Annotated in this window: 19 protein-coding genes; 4 read left to right on the plus strand and 15 right to left on the minus strand. The window is 44.3% G+C overall.

The genetic code is table 11. The annotated features are described in order from the left end of the window. The first annotated feature begins 46 nt into the window (after nucleotides 1-46). Nucleotides 47-748 carry a response regulator transcription factor gene (locus V6984_RS20420; protein ID WP_342757442.1) on the plus strand — a complete coding sequence of 234 codons (702 nt, stop codon included), beginning with the start codon at nucleotides 47-49 and terminating at the stop codon, nucleotides 746-748. A gap of 19 nt (nucleotides 749-767) precedes the next feature. Next, nucleotides 768-2,192: a HAMP domain-containing sensor histidine kinase gene (locus V6984_RS20425; RefSeq protein ID WP_342757443.1), complete on the plus strand. Its 1,425-nt coding sequence runs from the start codon at nucleotides 768-770 to the stop codon at nucleotides 2,190-2,192. 7 nt (nucleotides 2,193-2,199) lie between these two features. Here V6984_RS20425 and trmL read toward each other — a convergent pair whose 3' ends face one another. Beyond that, nucleotides 2,200-2,706 (minus strand): tRNA (uridine(34)/cytosine(34)/5-carboxymethylaminomethyluridine(34)-2'-O)-methyltransferase TrmL, encoded by a 507-nt coding sequence (gene trmL, locus V6984_RS20430; protein ID WP_342757444.1) that lies wholly within the window; start codon nucleotides 2,704-2,706, stop codon nucleotides 2,200-2,202. A 286-nt stretch (nucleotides 2,707-2,992) separates the two neighbouring features. On the opposite strand from trmL, the gene V6984_RS20435 reads away from it, so the two are divergent. Beyond that, a complete protein-coding gene (locus tag V6984_RS20435; RefSeq protein ID WP_342757445.1) occupies nucleotides 2,993-3,844 on the plus strand; it encodes an SIMPL domain-containing protein in 852 nt (283 codons plus the stop codon). Here V6984_RS20435 and V6984_RS20440 read toward each other — a convergent pair. From V6984_RS20440 to V6984_RS20455, 4 genes are all read right to left on the minus strand, one after another. Beyond that, nucleotides 3,838-5,016, minus strand: coding sequence for an aminotransferase class I/II-fold pyridoxal phosphate-dependent enzyme (locus tag V6984_RS20440; protein WP_342757446.1), 1,179 nt, complete (start codon nucleotides 5,014-5,016; stop codon nucleotides 3,838-3,840). The two genes, V6984_RS20435 and V6984_RS20440, sit on opposite strands and share 7 nt — an antisense overlap. Further along, the gene (locus V6984_RS20445) at nucleotides 5,013-5,495 is read right to left on the minus strand and encodes an Lrp/AsnC family transcriptional regulator (RefSeq protein WP_342757447.1); all 483 of its coding nucleotides are present in this window, start codon (nucleotides 5,493-5,495) and stop codon (nucleotides 5,013-5,015) included. Before V6984_RS20445 ends, V6984_RS20440 begins: the two co-directional genes overlap by 4 nt. A gap of 73 nt (nucleotides 5,496-5,568) precedes the next feature. Beyond that, complete coding sequence (locus V6984_RS20450; protein ID WP_342757448.1) at nucleotides 5,569-6,552, minus strand: AIR synthase-related protein; 984 nt, start codon at nucleotides 6,550-6,552, stop codon at nucleotides 5,569-5,571. Nucleotides 6,553-6,577: 25 nt separating this feature from the next. Continuing rightward, nucleotides 6,578-8,122: a VanW family protein gene (locus V6984_RS20455; RefSeq protein ID WP_342757449.1), complete on the minus strand. Its 1,545-nt coding sequence runs from the start codon at nucleotides 8,120-8,122 to the stop codon at nucleotides 6,578-6,580. 243 nt (nucleotides 8,123-8,365) lie between these two features. On the opposite strand from V6984_RS20455, the gene V6984_RS20460 reads away from it, so the two are divergent. Next, nucleotides 8,366-8,974: a hypothetical protein gene (locus tag V6984_RS20460; RefSeq protein WP_342757450.1), complete on the plus strand. Its 609-nt coding sequence runs from the start codon at nucleotides 8,366-8,368 to the stop codon at nucleotides 8,972-8,974. Here V6984_RS20460 and V6984_RS20465 read toward each other — a convergent pair. The 10 genes from V6984_RS20465 to V6984_RS20510 form a co-directional block, all read right to left on the minus strand. Continuing rightward, a complete protein-coding gene (locus V6984_RS20465) occupies nucleotides 8,940-9,635 on the minus strand; it encodes a 3'-5' exonuclease (protein ID WP_342757451.1) in 696 nt (231 codons plus the stop codon). The genes V6984_RS20460 and V6984_RS20465 overlap by 35 nt on opposite strands. Continuing rightward, nucleotides 9,625-10,284 carry an endonuclease III gene (gene nth / locus V6984_RS20470; RefSeq protein WP_342757452.1) on the minus strand — a complete coding sequence of 220 codons (660 nt, stop codon included), beginning with the start codon at nucleotides 10,282-10,284 and terminating at the stop codon, nucleotides 9,625-9,627. Before nth ends, V6984_RS20465 begins: the two co-directional genes overlap by 11 nt. Next, nucleotides 10,285-12,096: a B12-binding domain-containing radical SAM protein gene (locus V6984_RS20475; RefSeq protein WP_342757453.1), complete on the minus strand. Its 1,812-nt coding sequence runs from the start codon at nucleotides 12,094-12,096 to the stop codon at nucleotides 10,285-10,287. It lies immediately after the preceding gene. Nucleotides 12,097-12,272: 176 nt separating this feature from the next. Further along, nucleotides 12,273-13,781 carry a UDP-glucose--hexose-1-phosphate uridylyltransferase gene (gene galT / locus V6984_RS20480; RefSeq protein WP_342757454.1) on the minus strand — a complete coding sequence of 503 codons (1,509 nt, stop codon included), beginning with the start codon at nucleotides 13,779-13,781 and terminating at the stop codon, nucleotides 12,273-12,275. A 15-nt stretch (nucleotides 13,782-13,796) separates the two neighbouring features. Next, nucleotides 13,797-14,966, minus strand: coding sequence for a galactokinase (locus V6984_RS20485; protein ID WP_342760060.1), 1,170 nt, complete (start codon nucleotides 14,964-14,966; stop codon nucleotides 13,797-13,799). A 133-nt stretch (nucleotides 14,967-15,099) separates the two neighbouring features. Then, nucleotides 15,100-16,002 carry an AraC family transcriptional regulator gene (locus V6984_RS20490; RefSeq protein WP_342757455.1) on the minus strand — a complete coding sequence of 301 codons (903 nt, stop codon included), beginning with the start codon at nucleotides 16,000-16,002 and terminating at the stop codon, nucleotides 15,100-15,102. Between the two features lie 34 nt (nucleotides 16,003-16,036). Then, the gene (locus V6984_RS20495) at nucleotides 16,037-17,068 is read right to left on the minus strand and encodes an SDR family oxidoreductase (RefSeq protein ID WP_342757456.1); all 1,032 of its coding nucleotides are present in this window, start codon (nucleotides 17,066-17,068) and stop codon (nucleotides 16,037-16,039) included. Nucleotides 17,069-17,523: 455 nt separating this feature from the next. Then, complete coding sequence (locus tag V6984_RS20500; protein ID WP_342757457.1) at nucleotides 17,524-18,906, minus strand: MFS transporter; 1,383 nt, start codon at nucleotides 18,904-18,906, stop codon at nucleotides 17,524-17,526. 56 nt (nucleotides 18,907-18,962) lie between these two features. Beyond that, complete coding sequence (locus V6984_RS20505) at nucleotides 18,963-19,916, minus strand: hypothetical protein (RefSeq protein WP_342757458.1); 954 nt, start codon at nucleotides 19,914-19,916, stop codon at nucleotides 18,963-18,965. Nucleotides 19,917-20,043: 127 nt separating this feature from the next. Next, nucleotides 20,044-23,136, minus strand: a complete 3,093-nt coding sequence (locus tag V6984_RS20510) for a 3'-5' exonuclease (protein WP_342757459.1) — start codon at nucleotides 23,134-23,136, stop codon at nucleotides 20,044-20,046. Nucleotides 23,137-23,292 lie beyond the last annotated feature (156 nt).

The raw sequence follows: 23,292 nt of genomic DNA on the forward strand, positions 1-23,292 counted from the left end.
ATTTTTATATGCCGGCTATCATTAAAATACCGGGAGGGTAATTACAATGGTTAATAAACAGAAAATTTTAATTGTAGATGATGACAATAACATAGCGGAGTTAATTGCCCTTTATCTTACAAAGGAATGCTTTGAGACGATGATCGTAAATGACGGGGAATCCGCACTTACGGCAGTAGACACCTTCAGTCCGAATCTGATTCTTCTGGACCTGATGCTTCCGGGTATCGATGGTTACCAGGTATGCCGCGAGGTGCGCGCCAAATCTTCGATTCCGATCATTATGTTGTCGGCCAAAGGTGAAATTTTCGACAAGGTTCTCGGCCTGGAGCTGGGCGCCGACGATTATATGGAAAAACCCTTCGACTCCAAGGAATTAGTTGCGAGAGCTAAAGCGGTCCTTCGCCGCTACAAACCGGTAACGTCAGTTTCCGAGTCTTCCGACGTAAAAAGTGTGGAATATCCTAATCTCATCATCAATCAAACCAATTATTCCGTTATCTATATGGGAAATACGGTGGATATGCCTCCCAAGGAACTGGAGCTTTTGTATTTTCTCGCCGCTTCTCCTAATCATGTGTTCACCAGAGAACAGCTGTTGGATCAAATCTGGGGATACGAATATATAGGCGATACAAGAACTGTAGACGTACACATCAAAAGACTTCGGGAAAAAATAAAGGATCACGATACATGGCGCATTGCTACCATATGGGGCATCGGTTATAAATTCGAAGTAAAAATGTGAAAGGATAGCTGAAAATTTTATGAGAAAGACTCTCTACTTGAAATTCGTCCTGGGGTATATTATCTTCGGTTTTTTCGGCTTTATCGTAGTTGCCACCTTCGTCTCCAGTATGACCCTGGAGCACATTAAGCGGGAAAAGGCAGATTCCCTCTATAAAGAGGCTACCTTGATTGCCAACACCTATGCTTCGGATTTATATAACAGCGAGACTTCGCTGGACACGGTAAAGAGTCAGTTGGATGCTCTGGACACTTATCTGTCCGCCACTATTTGGATCATCAATCCTTCGGGCCGAATGATTCTCGATTCCTCCGCCCCCGTGGACGTGGCGAACGAAGTGGTTATCGAGAATTTCGATCCTACCGTTACGGCTGCTTCTTATTATACGGTGGGCACCTTCTTCAATACCTTCGATAACGATACCTTAAGCGTATTCGCCCCGATCACCTCTAATTTTAAGGTGAAGGGGTATGTCGTTATCCATATGCCCATGAGTTATATCCGGGCTTCCAGCGACAGCCTGCTGAATATTTCATATATTATGCTGGTCATTTTATTTTTACTGTCGCTCATCATCTTGATATTTTTTACTGAGATGGTCTATCTGCCGCTTAGGAAAATCACGGAAGCCACCGAACAATATGCCAGCGGAAATATGCACTATGAGTTTCAAGTGGACAGCGAGGATGAAATCGGCTATCTCGCGGCCACGCTTTCCTATATGGCCAGCGAAATCGCCCGTTCCGAGGATGACCAGAAAAAATTCGTGGCAAATGTGTCCCATGACTTCCGTTCTCCTCTGACTTCTATCAAGGGATATCTTGAGGCAATGCTGGATGGCACGATTCCGCCCGAAATGAATGAAAAATACTTAAATATTGTATTAAATGAAACGGATAGGCTGCACAAGCTCACAAATGGGCTGCTCGCCTTAAATAATCTGAATACAAAAGGTATGTTACTCGACAGAACCAACTTCGAGCTGAACCGCATCATTCGCAATACGGCCGCTTCCTTTGAAGGAACCTGCCGCAGCAAGACGATCGCTATCGAGCTGGTGCTTACCGGCGATACTATGTATGTCAATGCGGATATGGGAAAAATTCAACAAGTGCTGTATAATCTGCTGGACAACGCTATCAAATTCAGTCACCATGACTCCGTTATCAAGATTGAGACCAATATAAAAAATAACAAAGTATTTGTTTCCGTAAAGGACAGCGGTATCGGTATACCGAAAGAAGACTTGAAGTTAGTGTGGGATCGTTTTTATAAATCGGATTCTTCCAGAGGAAAAGATAGAAAAGGCACCGGACTGGGGCTTTCCATAACAAAGGAAATCATCCATGCCCACGGAGAGCATATCAATGTCATAAGCACGCAGGGCGTCGGCTCTGAATTTATCTTTTCACTGGCGAAAACGGATGTTGACGATGAGGATTGACAGACTTCTACGGGGTATTTGACTCTTTCCAGTGCAGCTTGTGAAGCTCTCCCGTCAGCTTCATGCTTTCAAAATCATTCTGCCTAAGCGCTTCATAGAGTACGACGGCTACGGAATTCGCCAGATTCAGAGAGCGGATCTTATCGAGCATCGGAATGCGGATGCAGGTTTCCTCATAATCCACCAGAATTTCCTCCGGTATGCCCGCGCTTTCTTTTCCGAACATAATATAATCATTCTCTTCAAATTGAACGTCCGTGTATACATTCTTCGCTTTGGTCGTCGCCATCCATATTCTGGCTCCCGGATTCTTTTCTATGAATTCCTCAAAGTTCATATATCTTCTCACATCCAGATGTTCCCAGTAATCCATGCCCGCCCTCCTGATTTCCTTTTCATTCAATTTAAAGCCTAACGGCTCTATCAAATGCAGCGTAGCTCCCGCCGCCACACAGGTACGTCCTATATTCCCCGTATTCGCCGGAATCTCCGGCTGATGCAATACAATATTCATCTCTGATATCCTCCTGCCACTCTTCTAATATTCGCCTATTATATCACACTTTTCGTTACTGTTCACTCCGTTCACAGCAACTTTCAACATCTTAATTTTCTTTTAATTAATGACCTCATATCTGGTTTTTTGAAAAAATTAAAGTATACTCTAGATAAGGCTTTCTTCAGCCCCTAAGACCCATATACGGAAAAACTTTACATATTATAAGAATACAAAAATGTTCGGAAATATTGTGCTTGTTTGCTTTAGCTTACAGGCCATGAGGAAAGGATTGATTATCTATATGAAAAGAAATAGGATTATTGCTGCAGCATTCTTTGCTGCCGGCACTTTAGGATTGACAGCTTGCGGAGATACTTCCGATTCCACCGCAGCGGCTCCCGTTCATGCTGCGGCAGAGGTTGCGGGGGCGACTAACGCCGCCGCTACAACTTCCGCTACTGCTCCCACTACTCCTGCGGTCAGTGTTGCCGCCTTCGGCTCATCGGAAAATACCATTACAGTTAACAGCAATGAAAAGGTAACTGTCGTTCCGGATATTGCCCAGGTCGTATACGCTGTTCAGACGCAGGCCAAGGATGCTGCCGAATGTCAGAACAAAAATGCGGAGGATGTGAATAAGGTAATAGAACAGCTGAAGGATCTGGGCGTTGCCGAATCTTCCATTCAAACCTCGGACTACTACATGTATCCGACCTACAATTACAACGGCAATACGCAGAAGATCACCGGCTATCAGGCCACGGCCACTTTGACGGTATCAGATTTACCAATCGATGATCTCGGTGACATCCTGTCCCAGTCCGTAGACACGGGAATCAACAACATACAGTCAATCACCTACCAGTCAAGCAGCTACGATTCCGCCTATCAGGAGGCCTTGAAGCTTGCTGTAGGCTCTGCAAAGACAAAAGCCTCGGCCCTTGCCGAAGCCGGAGAATGTACTCTCGGCGGCGTTGCGAACATAGTAGAGAACAGCAATTACGGTGAAGCGCGCTACACAGATAACGCCCTCGCTTCCAAAATGAATGCTTCCATCGCTAAGGAAGAAATGCTTACCGACACCGGCGCAAATATCATGCCCGGCGAAATGGACGTGGAAGTAAATATAACTGTGGAATACTTTATTCAGTAGCTTCCTTGTTCCTTACGCAGCTTATCCACAAAATCCTTCAGTCTTCCAATCGCAACCTTCAGATTCTCCAGTGAATATGCATATGAAATACGTACAAAGCCTTCTCCGCAGTCACCAAAAGCCGTGCCCGGCACTACCGCCACCTTTTCCTCCTGAAGAAAACGGTTGGCGAATTCCTCGCATGTCATCCCAAATTCCCTGATGCTGGGAAATACATAAAATGCACCGAAGGGTTCGAAGCATTCCAGACCCATTTCCTTAAAGCTATATAACAGATAACGCCTTCTCTGATTGTACGCCTCTCTCATCTGAGCCACATCCGCATCTCCATTCTTAAGCGCTTCCACGGCAGCATACTGACTGGTTGTAGGGGCGCACATAATGGCAAACTGATGGATCTTGATCATCTGCTCCATAATTTCCTTTGGCCCGCATGCATAGCCAAGCCTCCATCCCGTCATGGCATATGCTTTGGAAAAACCGTTGATCAGAATGGTCCTTTCCTTCATCCCCGGAAGAGATGCAATGGATATATGTTTTTCCTTATATGTTAGCTCTGCATAGATTTCATCAGAAATAACGAAAAGATCCTTCTCTATCACGATTCTGGCAATTTTTTCCAAATCCTCCCTTTCCATAATCGCTCCCGTAGGATTGTTAGGAAAAGGCAGAATCAGTACCTTCGTTTTTTCCGTAATGGCCTCCAGAAGCGCCTCCGGCATAAGCCGGAATTCATTTTCAGCTTTCAGCTCAATAATGACCGGAACCGCATTTGCCAATATTGCACACGGCTCGTAGGATACATAGCTGGGCTGGGGAATCAACACTTCATCGCCCCCGTCTATCATAGCACGAAGCGCGATATCAATTGCCTCGGAACCGCCTACCGTAACGATCACCTCATTATTATAATGGTAATCGATGCCCTGACTCCGTTTTAAATAATTGCATATTTCTATTTTTAAATCTTTCAGCCCTGCATTGGAGGTGTAGAAGGTCCGGCCTTTTTCGAGAGAATAAATGCCTTCGTCCCGAATATGCCAGGGAGTATCGAAATCGGGCTCACCTACACCGAGGGAAATCGCGTCCTCCATCTCACTCACCACATCAAAAAACTTCCGGATGCCGGAGGGCTTGATGTTAACGACCTTGTCAGCTAGTGGATTTCTCATGGCGTGATCTTCTCCCTTTCATCTTCATATTTTTTCGCCAGAATCGTGCCATGGTCCTTATACTTCTTAAGTATAAAGTGGGTTGCCGTGCTAAGGACAGTATCCAGGGCCGAAAGCTTGTCGGATACGAAAGCAGACACCTCCTTCAAAGACTTTCCTTCCAGAGTGACGAGCAGATCGAAGCCTCCTGAAATCAAATATACGGAATTCACCTCGGGATATTTGTAAATCCTCTCCGCAATATTATCAAAGCCCTGCCCTCTCTGAGGGGTAACACGAACCTCTATGAGAGCTGTCACCTTTTCGATAGATGTCTTTTCCCAATCAATCATCGTATGATAGCCGCATATAATACCTTCCTTCTCCATAGCCGCCAGCTCATTTACCACATCGATTTCTTCCGCTCCCAGTATGACCGCCAGCTCTTTCACATCTATACGGCTGTTCTTTTCTATTATCGATAAAATTTGCTCTCTCATGCTTCCTCCATTCTGCCTCTATAAGGCAGTACCTTTTTAACATTATACAATCATTATATGGCATATTTTTCTTTTAAAGTACCCGGAACAGCTCATCCGACCTGGATGGCTCCAAGAACCTTTTCTCATCCCCATTTATGACGACTCTGTCATTATTGTCCGTAGTCTTTCCCACTACTGCCGCAGGGACTCCCTCCTGTTCCAGTGTTCTTACCAAATCATAGCCGTTATCCGCCGCCATCAAGAGACATCCTCCCGATAAAAGTTCATAAGGATTGATCTCAAAAAACTCACAGACCTCGATAGTTTCCTGCTTTACCGGCAGCTTTTTCAAGTCGATTTCCAGTCCAACGCCTGCTCCTTCCGACATTTCCCAAAGAGCGCCGAATATCCCGCCCTCCGTAACGCCGTGCATCGCACGAACGCCAGACTTAACGGCTGCCGCCGCCTCCGGAACAATCGACAGAAATCTGTCGAATCCTTTTGCATTCTCTATCAAGCGAACCGGATACCTCGTAAGAAGCTGTTCTTCCATTCTCCTTGCTATCATCGCGGTTCCTTCCAGGCCTATCCACTTGCTCACGACTACATCCTGCCCGGATTTTACATTCCTTACAGAGCTGATATCAGCCTTTTTTGCTTTACCGACACCGGACACACTAAGAACAGGCCTTACTACCGCACCTGTTACTTCTATTGAGCTTCCAGTAATCTGCACGTCCAGCTTCGCACATTCCTCTTCCATCCGAAGCATCATGTTTTTAATATCGGACTCTTCTGCGGTTTCCGGGTAAAAACCGGATATCATTACCGCTGCCGGCTCCGCTCCCGATGCCGCAAGCCGGTTCACGCAGGAATATAGCGCAGACTTTTCACCCTCAGGACCATAACCTACCATAGGTGAGGAGGAAACCGCAGTAAGCTCCTCCTCACCAAAAGAAAAAATGGCGCAGTCTTCCCCTATTCCTGCGCCAATCAATACTTCTTCCTTTTTCGTCTTTATCTGTTTCAGGACCGAACGCTTATAGACGTTCTCCGTTATCTTTCCTGCTTTCATCCTTGGCTCCCATCTGACTTGCTTCCTACTCTGCCGGTTGTTCAGCTGGCTGTTCTGCCGGTTGCTCTGCCGGCTGTTCTGCTGCTTCAATCTGCTGCTGATCTAACGGAGCCACGTCGGGCGTAGCGAACTGAGCCAAAGAAGCCGCCACATTTTTCACATGATCTATGCTATTTGTGGCAACTGCCGCCAACATCTGATTATATGCATTCACATCGTTGGTGGACAAGCCTACGGTAGCTGTACGAGGCACCATCTTATAGCTGCTGCTGTTCACCTCTTCACGGCTCACTTCCACACCGTTTTCTGTCACTACCTTCCAGAGCTTTGCCTTGTAGCCGATATGCGCAGACTGCGTAATCACCTGGCCGAGCGGTATTGCAGGGTCCGTATAAATTACTTCCGTATCAGGATTGGTTACGGACAGCACCTCACTCTCATAAGAAACCTTGCGTTCCGGCGAACGAGTTTCGACACCATATATCGTAAATGTAATGACTTTATTCTCGGTTTTCCCTTCTATATAAATAGGATACTCTGTATTGTTGATAAAGCGGAAATCTTTTCCCGCTGATTCCGCAATCGCGGCATCTGCCGAAGGATCTACATAGCTGACTATCATAGAATGATTATGGCGCTCTGTCACCTCAAGCTCCGAGCGCAGCACTGCGTTATATAAGGTGGTAGACACCTGACAGATACCTCCGCCCAGGCTATCCACTACCTGCCCGTTCAAATAAGAGCCTGCCATATAGTAACCGTTTGCTTCCGTAAACGGAGAAACCTCATTATACGTGGAAAATTCATCTCCCGGGTACACTGTTGTTCCCGATATCAGATTGCAGCCGTTCGTAACATTTTCGCTTCTGTCACGGCCTGAGGTGGAAAAACTGGTGCTGAAAGTTCCAAGCACATCCTTCACCTTGGCAAGCTCCTCCGCATTTCCCCTGGGCTCATCTACAATAACTGCCAGCGCTATATTTGCCGGCTCAAAAGTCCAATCGTTTAAAAAGTAATCGTATATTTGCTGTAAGGACGTTTCCTCATCCACCACATATCCGGTCTGACCCGGTATTACAGAAAATCCGCTGTCCGTCTTGGTAAGAACGGCGTCCTGAGCCTCCACGTTATACTGTTCACACTGCCCCTCAAGAAGGCCGCGGATCAGCTCTTTATCCAAATCGTACTTTAACTCGAACACTTTATTTTCATGCAGCAAATCCTGTAACGCCTTATAACGCTGCACCACATTTCCCTTTTTGCCGAAAGCAACAGCATCCTCCACAACTTCAGGGTTCGTCCATGTAAGCCCCAGCTCGCCGACAGTTGCCGTTACCTCATTGTTATTCACCGCCTGAAGCGTGACCGGAGTCTCCTTCAAATTATTTATATATTCTTCAACCATCTGCTCAGCTTCCGCTGCTGTCTTTCCGGAAACATCTATCTGGCCAACATAAATGCCGTTTTCAATAGTATTTCCGGCCTTCGCCTGCACCGGATATCCCATCTGCATAAATGCAAATACGAAAAAAGCTGCTGCGATGGTCAGCTTCCTTCTCCATCTACTCATAACTTCTCCTCTTAATCTATTCTATCCACGTTACTGTTCACTCCGTTCTCAGTAACCTATCCATTCTATTTCCGACTCAATCTGCACCTAAAATATTGTGCTAGGAAATAAAATATGATAAAGTTGGTAATATCATAGCCAACACTACTAATATAATAATGATGGATGAAATTATCTTCTTCGTCTTGTTATTGTTCATGTTAAACATACTAACGCCTCCTATCCACTGAAAGGATATTATATATGAAAATACCTTTTTTTGCAAGTTTTATCATCTTCATTGTATGGCTCGCCTACGAGCTTTCCAAGGTACGCCGCCGCTCCGAAAAAAGGGAAGCTTCCTTCTGGGAAAAAGAAGCACAGGCCAACCATACAAGACGCAAGCCCTTAGATGGCTTGAACTATATCACAATCCCCTTCGAAAAGCTTCCGATGGAGCTTCTTGCGGACGATGAAAAAATCTCCGAATGCCACCGGATCCTCGGAGTTCTCAAGGATTCCCCCGTAGTCAACTTCACAGGAATCAGTAATACGGAGCTAAAGCTGGAATACGGCGCGCCCAATATCAACCTTCTAATGCGCTATGATGAAAATTATACCACACTCGTCAGCACCTTACAAAAGTGGGCTCTGCTGCTTTACGAAGCAGGTTATGCAGCGGAAGCAAAAAATATTCTGGAATTCGCCGTTTCTACCGATACCGATGTCAGCGGCACCTATCGTCTGTTAGCCTCCATCTATACCAAAGAAGGACAGACCGGAAAAATTGAAGACCTTTTAAAACGGGCGGAAAATCTCAGATCGGGATCCAAGGACACTATCGTCCGTATTTTGCGAGAATCTTATCGGTAATCCTGCTCGCCTCATTTCTTGTAAGCTTGTCCACATCATAATCAATATTTATTTTATGCTTGTCCAGCAATTTATATAACCTTTCTTTTTGAGGCTTCGTAATCGGAGTCTCTCTTTTTGCCTGATAAATCAGCTTCTGCGGTTTGAAATCCCTCTCATTATAAAAAAGATCGGATAATTTAAGGAACAGATCGGAGGCCGCCTGCGCATCTCCCAATGCCCTATGGGCTTTATGCTCTATCCTGTAATATCTGCATAAGCTTTCCAGCTTCCTGCTTTCCAAATCCGGCAGAAACTTTCTCGCCAGCTTCAGCGTATCGATCCCTTCCTTTTCAAACGTCATTTTCTGATTCACCGCCGCCCTCTTTAAGAAGGAATAATCGAATATAATGCGATGTCCCAACAAAATATCCCCGCCTATGAATTCCAAAAGTTCAGGAAGAACGCTTTCTATTTCCGGAGCATTCTCCAGCATCTGCTCCGTAATACCTGTAAGAGCGCATACGGTTTCGCTTAAAGACCTTCCGGGACTCACAAAGCTTTGGAAAGTGTCCGTCACCTTTCCTCCCCTTACCCTTACCGCCCCGATTTCTATGATTCTGTCCTGCTTCGTATTCAAGCCTGTAGTCTCCAGGTCCAGAGACACATAATCATTTATCATTCTTCTTTTTCCTATCCTTATTCCGTTTCCGGTAATCGTCACATTGCTCCTGCAAAAAACACTCCTCACATTTTGGTGTGGGCGCCTTGCATATTTCCCGTCCCAAGGTAATAATCTGAATGTTCCAGAGAATCCAATGCTCTTTTGGCAGAGCCTTCATCAAATCCAGTTCTACCTTTAACGGATCCTCTTCCTTTGTCAGTCCCAGCTTTTTGGAAATCCGCTTTACATGGGTATCAACCACGATGCTCGGCTCGTTGTAAATATTTCCTCTGATAACGTTCGCCGTCTTTCTCCCTACTCCCGCAAGAGAAGTGAGATCCTCCAGCGAGCGGGGTACTTCTCCGTCAAACCTTGCCATCAGCTCCTTGCAGCAGGCAATAATATTCTTGGCCTTATTGCGGTAGAATCCGGTGGAATGAATATCTTTTTCCAGCTCAGAAAGCTCCGCCTTCGCAAAAGCTTCCACACCGGGGTATTTGCGGAATAAATCCCGGGTTACCACATTCACTCTGGCATCCGTGCACTGAGCGCTTAAAATCGTTGCGATCAGAAGCTGCCACGCATTTTCATGATTCAGGAAGCACCGGTATTCCGTACCGTATCTTTCGTCCAGCAGATCTATGATCTCCTTTGTCTTTTTCGTCATTTATCCTTCCTCCATAGGAACGAGCAGTATTCTTGCCTCGTTCGTAAGCGGACTCCTTTGTCTGTAATCGAACAGCACCGCTACGGGCGCCTTGGATTTACTCATACGTTTATCCACACTCTCCTCCCACACCGCATAGGAAAACGCCTCTATATGAGTCATCTTAGCTACTTGTCTGGGCTGATACTCCGTATACAATGGAAGCAGCTCCCTCAACTTTTCTTCATGTTTATAAAAATCCTGAAGCTGTTCTTTATAGGCCGTCATATCCTTGGAAAAGCCGGGTCTGCTCTTCATATTCTCTCTCAAGTATATATCATAGGTCAAAAGCTCTTTATAAAGCGCTTCTTTCTCTCTATCGTAGAGGCAGGCAAATTGAAGCAGCGCTTCATACCGGTACACCCTCGACGGGCTGTTCAGGAAATATCCGCTTTCTTCATAATATTCTGCAAGCCTTTCGTACATAGCGAAAGCACCCTCAAAAGCCCTTTCCAGCACCGGCAGCGTATGGGTGAACTGATTGCTGTTATAATACAGCTCTACCATTTCTTCTACCCGCTTCAAATCGCATAGCTTATCATAGGGCATCCACTTGGAGTATAACACTTCATAAGGAGGTTCGCTGGTGTAATTTATTCCATAGCTTCCAGCTTTTTCATACATCGGTGAGCCTTTCAATACTTTTAAGAAGCCAAGCTGGAGCTGCTGAGGTCTCATCGCGTACACCTCATCGAAGGATTTGCCGAAGCTACGATAATCCTCATAAGGAAGGCCCGCTATCAGATCCAGATGTACGTGTATGTTATTTGTGTTATGGATCCGTTTCACTATATACTTTAATTTTTCCATATCCATGAAACGGTTGATTTCCTTCAGGGTCGCAGGGTTGGTGGATTGTACCCCTATTTCGAGCTGCACCAGTCCGGGACGCATCTCGGATAAGATTTCCAGCTGTTCTTCGCTTACTATATCCGCAGCAATCTCGAAGTGGAAGTTCGTTACTCCGTTGTCGTGCTCATGAATGTATCTCCATATCTCCATGGCGTGCCGGTGGCTGCAGTTGAAAGTTCTATCCACGAATTTCACCTGGGTCACGCGATTATCTAAGAAAAATTGAAGCTCCTTTTTTACGATCCGGGCATCTCTCAGGCGCACCTTCTTATCGATGGAAGATAGACAATAGCTGCAGCGATAGGGACAGCCTCTGCTGGTTTCATAGTATATGATTCTATTTTGAAAGGGCTCGAGATTCTCATACAAAAAGGGGAGAGTACTGATGTCGGTCAGTTCCTGCGCTTCGGTCGTTGTAATATTCTCTCCGGCGCGGAATGCAATACCCGGGATTTCGCACAAAAATGGTTGCGTTAAAACATCGGATGAATGCTCCGGGGTCACTTTATCCGGAGACTCTTTCCCCAGGGTCCGTAAGTAATATTGCAGCAGGCTGAGAAAGGTCTTCTCACCTTCGCCTATCATCACTCCGGTAATCATAGGATATTCCTTCAACAGCTTTTCTGCATCGAAGGAAACCTCAGGGCCGCCCAGCCATATGGGGAGGGTCGGCATAATCTTATGAAGCTCTGTGATAATTTCACGTATCATTCGGAAATTCCAAATATAGCAGGAAAAGGCAATGACTTCAGGGCGATGCTTATAAATGTCGGACAATATACTTTCTACTCTGTGATTGATGGTATATTCGGCAATTGCAATGTGAGAAGCATACTCTTGTCCTGCGTAGGCGCGGAGGCTGTATAGGGCAGGGTTTGAGTGAATGTATTTTGCATTTAGAGCGGTTAGTAAGAATTTCACGTTTTTAGCTGGGTCCTTTCCTTATTGAAATGCGCTACATATTTTGCATTCCTACAAGAAAATTATGCCATACATTCAGGGTTAAGTCCACGTCATTTTACAGACTTAAAATGCGCCCCGAAAATCAATTTCAGGGCGCATTCTATTTGTTGATATTTTCTGCTTATCGATACTTTCTATAATGTACTGATAAATCTGTCAAATGCAAGCCGGCCTTCCGGCGTTCTCTTATAAACTCCGGCGTCCTCAAGTACCTGCATAAATATGTCTCCGATTTCCTTTTGAAATATTTTCATTAATTTCTCTTTCGTGTCACGGCTCGCAGCTTCATATTTCGGAAGAAATTCTTCTACCCAATCCGCATGCTTTCCGAGCACTTCATCTATATGAATATCTTCTTCTGCTAAAATGGCCTTTGCCAAGGCATCCATTTCATCCTTTAGTCTGGCCGGGAGGACGGCAAGTCCCATTACTTCGATCAGGCCGATGTTCTCTTTTTTAATATGATGGAGCTTGGCGTGGGGGTGATATACACCCAGGGGATGTTCTTTTGTTGTAATATTGTTTCGCAGCACCAGATCCAGCTCAAATTTATCCCCGCGCTTCCTTGCGATAGGGGTAATAGTATTATGCGGTTCTTCCTCGGTATACGCATAGATAAAAGCCTTCTCGTCGGTGTAGCCGCGCCATTTATCCAGTATTATGTCCGCAAGTGAGATAAGGCGTTCGCTGTCCTTAGAAGATATACGGATTACGGACATGGGCCAGTTCACTATGCCCGCTTCCACATCTTCAAAGCCATGCACTTGAAAAGTTCTCTCTACGGGAGCCTTCGCCATGGCGAATTCATAATGGCCTCCCTGAAAATGATCATGGCTTAAAATGGAGCCTCCTACAATAGGCAGGTCGGCATTGGAACCTACAAAATAGTGCGGGAACTGCTTTACAAAATCAAAGAGCTTGCAAAAAGTGGCATGATCAATCTTCATCGGCTCATGGACCGAGTTGAATACGATACAATGCTCGTTATAATATACGTAAGGGGAATATTGCAGGCCCCACCGAGAGCCATTGATCTCTACAGGCATCACTCTGTGGTTCTGCCTTGCCGGATGGTTTACGTGTCCTGCATAGCCCTCGTTCTCCCTGCAAAGCAGGCACTTCGGATAACCGCTGGGTCTGGCATTTCCGGCTGCCGCTATAGCCTTAGGGTCTTTCTCAGGCTTGGAGAGGTTGATAGTAATATCCAAATCCCCATACTTTGTGGATGCAAGCCATTTCTGATCCTTCTTAATACGATATCTTCTGATATAATCCGTATCCTGACTGAATTGGTAATAAAAATCTGTCGCCTTTTTGGGACTTATCGCATATAATTCCTTGAATCTGCGAATCACTTCGCTGGGACGGGGTACGAGCATTCCCATAATCTTCGTATCGAACAGATCTCTGTATACGATGCCATCCTCAGACAAAATGCCGGTTTCATAGGCGTAGTCCGTCATGTCCTTAAGTATACTTTCTAAATCCTCTTCTGCTGCTTCTGCACTGCTGCCGTATTCCTCCGGGCTGTCTAGTCCAAAAAGCTCAATCAATTTATTGATGGTATATATTTTGTCTTCTTCTTCAATCAGTCCCGTATGAAGGCCATACAGAACCAATTTCTTAATATCTTGCAGTATCATCTCATCCGCCCCTTCTTAATTGCAAATCTCAGAAGGGCCGTCTCCGATTTCCACCGCATAAAAATCAGCAGCATATCCGATTTTCTCTTTGTATGCAGCGCCAACCTTTTCTATGAAGGTATCAATAGCCTCCGTCTTAACGATGCTCACCGTACAGCCGCCGAAACCGGCGCCTGTCATTCGGGAACCAATGCATCCGTCTATTTTCCAAGCTTCTTCTGCCAGCGTATCCAACTCGATACCGGTCACTTCATAATCATCCCGAAGGGATATATGCGATTCGTTCATAAGCTTGCCGAACAGTTCCACATCGTTGTTCTTCAAGGCCTCTACTGCTTTTATCGTTCTCTGATTCTCATACACCGCATGCCTTGCACGCCTTATGCGAACCTCATCCTTAATCATAGGTTTATAAAGCTCGAACTGCTCTTCGGTTAAATCTCCCAAGCCATCGATTCCCACCGCAGCTTGAATCTCCGCAAGTGCCGTTTCGCATTCATTTCTTCTTTCATTATATTTAGAATCGCCCAGACCTCGTTTTTTATTGCTGCATGCGATCACAATCTTTGCATTCTCCAGCTTAATAGGCGCGTATTCGAAGGAAAGGTCCGCCGTATCCAGGAAAATGGCATGTCCCTTTTTGCCCATGGCAATTGCGAACTGATCCATAATACCGCAGTTAACCCCGTTGAAGTTGTTCTCGGAATACTGTCCGATCAACGCCAAATCCTGATTGCTCACATCGAAGCCATAAAATTCTCTCAGTATATAACCCGTAAGAACTTCCACCGATGCAGAAGATGATAATCCTGAGCCGTTAGGTATATTCCCATTTAAGAGTAAGTCCATTCCGCAGGGAATCTCATATCCCTTCTTTTCAAAGGCCCACATAACTCCCTTCGGATAATTGGTCCAGCCGGCTTCCTTCTCCGGCTTCAAATCCTCCATACCGGATTCGATTATTCCCAGCGATTCAAAGTTCATGGAATAGAAGCGGAGCTTCTTGTCATCTCTTTTTCTCGCTGCGCCATAAGTACCCATAGTAAGCGCACACGGAAAAACATGTCCTGCGTTGTAATCCGTATGCTCTCCTATCATGTTAACGCGTCCCGGCGCAAAGTAAACCTTAGCCTGAGCGCTGTTTCCGAACACTTCCTCAAACTTTTTCAGCATCATTTCTTTCATAGTCTCACTCATACCCGTCTCTTTCTGTTAAAATCATAGTTTCTCGTAGCTATCTCTCTACTTAAAATTATAATAAACCGACGTATAAATTCCATGATACTTTGTTGCAATTACCAGTCAAAATGTTAATTATTTAACTTCTAATCTGATTGATTTGATCGATAAATTTTTCCACCTGTTCCAAGTGTTCTTTGTTTCTTCTTGTTTCCCCTTTCGCTATATCCTTCCGGTAAGCGGATGGAGACATTTCCTTCATCTGTCTAAATGCTTTCGTAAATACAATAGGATCCTGATATCCGCAGGAAAGAGCAACGCTCTCCACAGAAAGAGTCGTGAGCTGCAAAAGCTCCGTCGCTTTGGCGATGCGGAAAGTTGTCAGAAACCGCTGCGGCGACATTCCCAGCGAATTTTGAAAAAGCGTATATAAATAACTCCTATTGATACATACATAATCCGCCACATCCGTCACTTTTATGGGATTGCAATAATTTCCCTGAATGAATTCTACGGCTTTTCGCACATAAATATTTGCCCTGTCACTTTCATTTCTTTCTGTAACCGGCACGCCCTCGGCTATGATGGAGAGAAAAATTCCCAGCTGTCCATTTCTTCGAAGGTCATTAGCTATCCCAAAGGTGTTATGCTCCATCATATCCCTTACGATCTGATACAATTCATCGGAACGCTCCGATTTAAACACCGGATGAGTCACGGATAAACCGACGGACTTCACGTATTCCTCTGCATTGGTTCCACTGAAACCGACCCACACATAGGTCCATGGGTTTTCTTCATCCGACTGATAAAAAGCAAGTTCCTCCGGAGTAATCAAGAAGCCGTATCCCGCCTCCAGCGGATAAACCGTTTCTCCGATAGAGAGCTTGCCCTTACCGCTCAAAACATAATGAATCAAATAATGGGGCTTTAGAGCCGGTCCAAAGCTATGAAGCGGCTCCGTCTTCGAACAGCCGCAGCAATTCACATACAAGCTCCCCGTCTTTTCCCCCGCAAATTCCAACTTATAAGCCTTTTCCATCTTTCCAAGCTCCTCACGCCATTACAGCTTTACGCTATTTCTTCAGCACACTTTTCACCTTCTCAGCCGCTTCCGTGATTGCATCCACCACCGCATCACACCACGCATCGAATTCAGGATCCTCCCTCTGGTATTCCGGATGCGATAAAATATAGTCTACCGTCTGCCTGATTCCCTGATCGTATCTCACCTTTGCGGTGAAGCCCGGAACCAGACGTTTCAGCTTCTGATTATCGAATACCACCGTATTCGCTTTATCTCCGATAAGTCCGCCCTTGAAATCATATACATCGCTGCTTGCATCCAGAAATTCCGATGACACATGTATAGCAATAAGCGGCACGCCCAAAGCCTTGGCAACGGCTTCATATGCCTGATTCCAGGTGAGACTTTCATCGCTTGTAATCTGCACCGCTTCACCGATAGCGTGGATATTATTCATAAGTCCTATAAATCCTCTGGCAAAATCGCTGTTATGAGTCATAGTCCAAAGAGAGGTTCCATCTCCGTGAATGATGACCGGTTTTCCTTCCATCATCCTCTTGATGACCTGATAGCTACCCTTATTCCCATGCGCACCAACCGGAACGGAACGTTCATCATATGTATGGCTGGGCCTTACGATCGTAATTGGAAAGCCTTCCTCCCTATACAGCTTCATAAGGTATTCTTCCCCTTCTATTTTATTTCTGGAATACTCCCAATACGGATTGGAAAGAGGTGTTCCCTCCGTAATACGGTAATCAGACAAGGGCTTCTGATAGGCCGATGCCGAGCTGATGTAAATGAACTGGGAGCATCTTCCTTTGAACAGCCTATAGTCTCTTTCCAGCTGCCTCTTTTCAAACGCGATGAAATCTGCTACCACATCGAATTTCATATCTCCAAGCAGTTCTTCTACCCTTTCCTCATCCGCGATATCCGCAATGATGGAATGCACCCCTTCCGGCAGTACACCGCCCCGGTTTCCTCTGTTTATCAAATACAGCTCATGTCCTTCCTCCAGTAACTGCCTCGAGATAGCCGTACTGATCGTGCCGGTCCCTCCTATAAATAATGCTCGCATTTATTGTCCTCCTTTATAATAAGGCCTCCGGTTCGCCAGCCTTCGCTAGTCTCAAAACCGGACGCCTTACTTCTTTCCATAATTTTAAAAATATTCATATATCTATCATCATTCATATGTCTTAAAAACATATCCAGTTTGCTCAGCAAAGCGCTTTTCACAATAGGCTGTATGGCTTTATTATATCATCATTTTTATGGATAAGCTATAACTTTGTATAGTCTTTTCCATGTTTTGGTGCCAGAAGCCTTTCTTTATATTTCATAAAAAATGTAATATTGTGTAGGATTTCAGTGCGAACAAGTTTCCAAATCCATTTACCTAAATATTATATTATCAGGCTAACTCATATTTGACTCCAAAATTACTACAATGGCGGTACAACACAATAAATGTTGTTTCATCATACCCCTATAGAAAAGGCGGCGCATGGATATTCCCGATGCGTCGCCTTTTCACTTTGGTATATGCACAGATCCCTTCTGCGAAGCGCCTTCCTTTACTCTTTTATAATAAGCTTTTGTTCCAAACAGCAAAGGTATCATGGGAAAGATCAGCAATAACGCGGCCCATAGATAAATGCTTTCTGTTGGAATGTTTTCGGTAATTCCATATTCATTGACAATACTTCCAGCTCCATTTTTAATAATAATATTTCCGATTACCGTACCAATAATCATTGGAATCAAGGTAAAAAACAATACGCGTATTCCCTCAAATTGACCACGGCTTTCCTGAGGATAAAGCTGCTTTACCCACATTGTCATACTTTGCACTACAAGTATGTAGCCTGCACCGGCCAGGAAAATTGCAAAAAACAAAAGAAGATTTTGCGGGCTGAATAATTTTTGCGTATCAACATTTTCAGGACGAATAAACAATGCCAAAATCCAAAGGCCTGCCATGTTAATGATAATTGCTGCAAATGTGATAATCGGTGTCTTATCACGGTTAATCAGTCCAATACATGGAATGACTAATAAAGATGCCAGCAAAAGCCCGATGCCCTGAATAAGTCCCATGCTGTCCGCGCCAAAGCCCATACGATAGATCATCCAGTTGCCCATATGTACAAAATAAATGTTAAAGGAAATGAAAAATAGTGCTGTAGTAACACATACCAGAAGAAGTTCTTTTTGTGTGAACAATCCTTTGGAACGGAAGACAGCAGTAAACTGCTGCCATAAGGTGCCGTTTCTGTGCGGTAAAAGAGTCGGACTGTCTTTCAAAAATAGCAAGGATAAAATACCCGCAGTAATTACAAAAATGCCCATACACCAGAATAGACGGTTGTAGTTATCATCACTGCCAATAAGTAAACCGCCTGCTACTGTACCAATAATAGTACCGATTACAGGTAAAAAGGCAAGTACAGCTCCTACTTGCCCACGGTTTTGGTTTGTGGTCAAATCATTGCTCCATGCGCTAAAGCCTGAGTCGTTACCCATTGAGCCGAAAAAACTCATGATATTATCGATTAAAATTACTAAAAAGGCAATCCATATTGATGATTTCGCTCCCATAGCAACGATGCCTGTATTTAAAAATTCTGTAAAACCAAATACAATCGTAAAAATTCCCCAGGCAATGTAGCCAAATGCTATAAATTTACGCCGTGAACCGATACGGTCGGACAAAGTACCAAATAGAAAGGTGCTAAAGGTAGTAACCAGAGCACTGGTAACAACCATTAGGGTAACTATAGTAGAGTCCTTGGCAATCTTGGCGTATACAAAGGTATTAAACCATTGGTTTTCAATATTCCAGCATAGCTGTCCGGCAAGCCCCAGTCCCCAGAGAAAAAGCCAAAAATGTGCAGAATTTGTTTTTGTTTTCATCCATAAACGCCTTTCATTTTTACAATAATTATACAGTTTATTGATTCAGGGGAGACTTATTCTTTTCCTGTCTCAGAAACCTTTACCCGTGCTTCTTCGCTTAATCCCTGTAAAAACCTCAGGTTCATTATGATCAGATGAGCTTTCCACCAATTTTCTGCAATATGCCATTGCTCTAAATATTCTTCCCATTGCCAGTTGATTGACCATGTTCCATCTGTATTCTGCTTATTCTTTATGAAATTACATTCATAATCCGCCAACTCTCCGAAGCTATGATACAGAAAACACTCCTTATCCATGAAGAAATGAGATGGCTTACATACATAAGAGTCACTCCATGTGTCCCTATTCCATGTCAGAATTTTATTTACCTTCTGCTGTAAAATCTTCTCGACTTCATCGATTGACAGTTCATCGGCAAGACCCGCCTTACGGCAATACTGCGTCATCCTCACATAACAGGCAAGTATATGCATCTCATCGCACTGATCCGCTTCTTTCAGATAAACAATCGCTTCCTTAACAATATCATAACATTTTTTATAAATATTACTACCCTTACCGGCAAAGCTCAGAGCAAAGCCTGCCAATGCAGCGGTTGGATTATAGGTAATCGTATCATAGGATTGATTGTCATACATCCACCAGGACGCATGGGGATAATCATTATTTGATGGCACTGTATTAAGCCAGCATTTTCCATTAAAATCCTTGCCGCTTTCCAAGTACCTAAGTATCCCCCGAGTGATAGGATGATTCTCTTCAAGGCATATCTCATGCAGTATTTCTGTCGCCGCCCAGGTTTGTATCGGTGAAGAAAACGGGTTAAAGGAATCCGCCTCCAAAGCATGTCCGAATCCGCCATCATCATTTTGATATTCGATAAGGGCCGCCAATACGGCTTCCCGGCTGCCATTTTCAAATAAATACCGAAATCTTGCCCTGTCTATCGGCCTGGCATTATAACAAATCCATTTTCTCGCTTTATCAAAGACACTGTTATCCATACTATACTTTTATCTCCTTTATATTTTATTTACACATAAAATATACCAATATCGAATAAGTGTATTGGATAAATGCGACATGATTTTTTGTAAAATCGATGCCGATAAGCTTTCGAATCCAACATCCTTATAATGCAGTCCGGAAAAAATAATCTATCTGTTTTTCACCCTCTGTGTATAAATAAGAACCATACACCGGTAATGTACAGCACATTACCCGTCTGCCTGCCGGAATCAGTATTTGATATCCGTTGTTCGAGATAATACAGGCAGGTCTTTCGGATTCTGCGCCGAAAGAAATATATCTTGCCGTATCCTTGAGGTCAAGCCACTCATTGTCGGATCCGCCTCTTGCTTTCAATATTTCTTTTGAGGTCCAGTTAAAATAAGTCCATGTTTGATTCCCGGGTAATTTCTCTATCTGTCTCGGAAGCCGGATACTTTCCGAAAGAAGTTGCTTTTCTTTTGCCGTGCAAAAAGAGATTGCACCTGTTTTCTTATCAATGCGCAGAAGCAGCTTTCCGGTCATCAGCTCTACCCGGTCCCTTGATTCCTTAAAATTCCAGACGGGGCTTGGCTGCGTCACAATTTCTTTCGGAATATCCGCAAGCTTTTCCAGCGTCTCCCTCGCAAAGCTGACCCGGATGGTATCTTGTGTAATCGGCGTAAGCCGAAGCACTCCGCAGGCATTAGTCAGCTCAAGATAGCTTTTATTACCTGTTACCCATCGTACAGACAAATTAATATTAGAATGACCTGGCGGTCTTAAGCTGGTGGTACCCGGCATCCCGCCGAACTCTCCTACCCCCGTCCTTCCTATTGCCGCCTTTCTTACGACGGCTTTTCTTACCATGTCTCCGCTCCCGGACTCCTCCCGGACTTTCTGCCGTATTCTCGCAGGGGCTTTTGCTTGTATATTCTCAGAAGACTTCTCGTTTCCCGAATTCTGCACCACAATTCTTCTGGGGCCAATCCGGTTACGGAGTTCCATTTCGCGCTTCCCATCCAATGCCAGCTCCAACTCAAGCTCCTTTTTGGTCTTAGGTTGACTCTCGAATTGGGACGGAGCAATGGGTTTTGGCTGCTCCTTAAGGTATTTCAGCTTCTTCTCTTCCGATACCGGAGCTCCAATCAAATCCGTCAGCCTTCCCGAATAAAGTACCACCATTTCATGCAGCGCTCTCGTAGCTGCAACATATAGCAGTTTTGCAAAGCCATCTTCGGCCGGGTAGTTCTTATCGTCCGCATTAAATAGAAGGACGGCATCGAATTCCAATCCCTTGGCATATTCTATCGGAAGAACCATTACACCGCTCCCAAACTCCTCCGTTTCAGAATTAAAGTCGCGGATCGCCACTCTTTTCCTCAGTTTTTCCGATACTTTTACCGCTTCCTCTTCATCTCTGCAAATAACCGCAATTGTTTCATATTCCTTTTCCTGCCATTGCAAAATCGTGCCTACAGTCTCCAAAACCAGTTGTCCTTCATCCTCACATCTTGTAGTCCGGACTTCACTTCCGTGCCGGATGATCGGTTCAACCGGATATATGGGAAAGTTTCCATGTTGAAGGATATTGATCGCAAAATTTGAGATTTCCACCGTATTGCGGTAACTTTTCTTCAGGATCCCAAAATAATCAAACTCTCCGGGAAGCATAAGACTTCTCAATTCCTCCCAGTCTGTCAGTCCGTAATCGAAGTAAATATTCTGAGACACATCACCCATAATGGTATAGGTACATTTACTAAGGCAATATTTTAACGCTCCATATACCATCATACCAAAATCCTGAGCCTCATCGATCACAACGTGACTTGCTTCCTGGATTACCTCCGTCTCCTTGATTCGTTTGTACAAATAAGAAAGTGCTGCCAGATCATAAAGATCGAACTCTGTTCCGGATAACAAATTCATGTTTCTCTTCACATTTTGTTCACGCAAAAAGTCGCCGTACAATTCAAAAATAGAACCCTTCCACTCTCTTTTTCCAAAATATGTCTGATAATACCGAAGAAGCGCCTTCTGCTCTTCCAGCGGATAGGTATGGTATTTTCCATATATCTCATTTTCCACTTTTGCCATAAGGTGCTCGGTCAGCTTATCCAGTTTGTCCGGAAGCGATAAAAAATGAAACTCCTTAAGCAGCTTTTCAATCATGGCCCGGCTCATCAATAGATGACGGGTTTTTTCTGCAAAGATATCCTCCCGCGGAATATAATTCCACTCATATCTCTCACAAAAATCTTCTAAATCATGGAACCAGGAAAAACTGCCTTTTACACAGGCCGTTTTGTCTCCCTTGTCCAGGCTCTTTAACGTAAACTTCTGTTCATCCCAGTCCTCATACAGAAGCCGTATAAAAAGCTGTTCCATCGTCATCTGCGAAGCCCCGTAAACATCCAAGTCCGGCAAAATACCCGTGATATAGTTCAGGAGGATGCGGTTACTGCCAATAATGTAGAAATCCTTTGGTTTGAATTCCAAGTCGTAATTATACAGGATATAAGAAATGCGATGCATCGCCACTGTTGTTTTACCAGAACCGGCTCCGCCCTGTACAATAACATTGTGCTGTGGCTTCTTACGAATAATCTCATTTTGTTCCTGCTGAATCGTGGCGATTATCTCGCTTAAAACGGCCCGCTTATTTCTGGCAAGGTATTTTGTCAGCAACTCGTCATTTGCCACTACATCAGAATCAAAAAAGTCCTTCAGTCTATCATTTTCTATTTCATAGGTACGTTTTCTGGAAAGATCTATCTCAAATGCTCCTTCTCCTTTTACGGAGTATGTACATACTCCGAGAGATTTCTCATAATAAACAGATGCAATCGGTGCTCTCCAGTCAATGACAATCAAATCTGCGGCTTCTTTGCTGATCGCAGACTTTCCAATATAATAACACTCCTGCTTCAACAGATTTCTATCTCTAAAATCAATTCTTCCAAAATACGGCTTTTTCCTGCTGCGCTCCATGCGGAGCAGTTCCTGCCTGACTTGCTGAAATCTGGCATCAGTATTAAACCACAGCGCCAAACCTTCTTTATCTTCCACATCATATACTTCCTTCAATTCATGCAGCTCATCTGCCAGATTCTGAACAACTGCTTTTGTCCGGTTCAAATTCTCGTCTGCAATAGCAATAATATCTGAAAGCATTTTTGTTTCTTCTTCCAGGGTAACTCCCGGCAATCTTTTCGTCCGACCTTTCTGATTCATACTAGTCCTCCATTTTTTCCCATGTTACTGTTCACTCCGTTCACAGCACCCCCAACTGTTACAATGGTAACAAAAAAAGAAAAAAAATAGTAGACTTGTAATAAAAAAATATGTATAATGGATAATGAAGTGTGCCCTGATAAATGTCAGGGCATT

The organism is Kineothrix sp. IPX-CK (genome assembly GCF_039134705.1).
In the GTDB taxonomy this organism is placed as follows: Bacteria; Bacillota; Clostridia; order Lachnospirales; family Lachnospiraceae; genus Kineothrix; species Kineothrix sedimenti.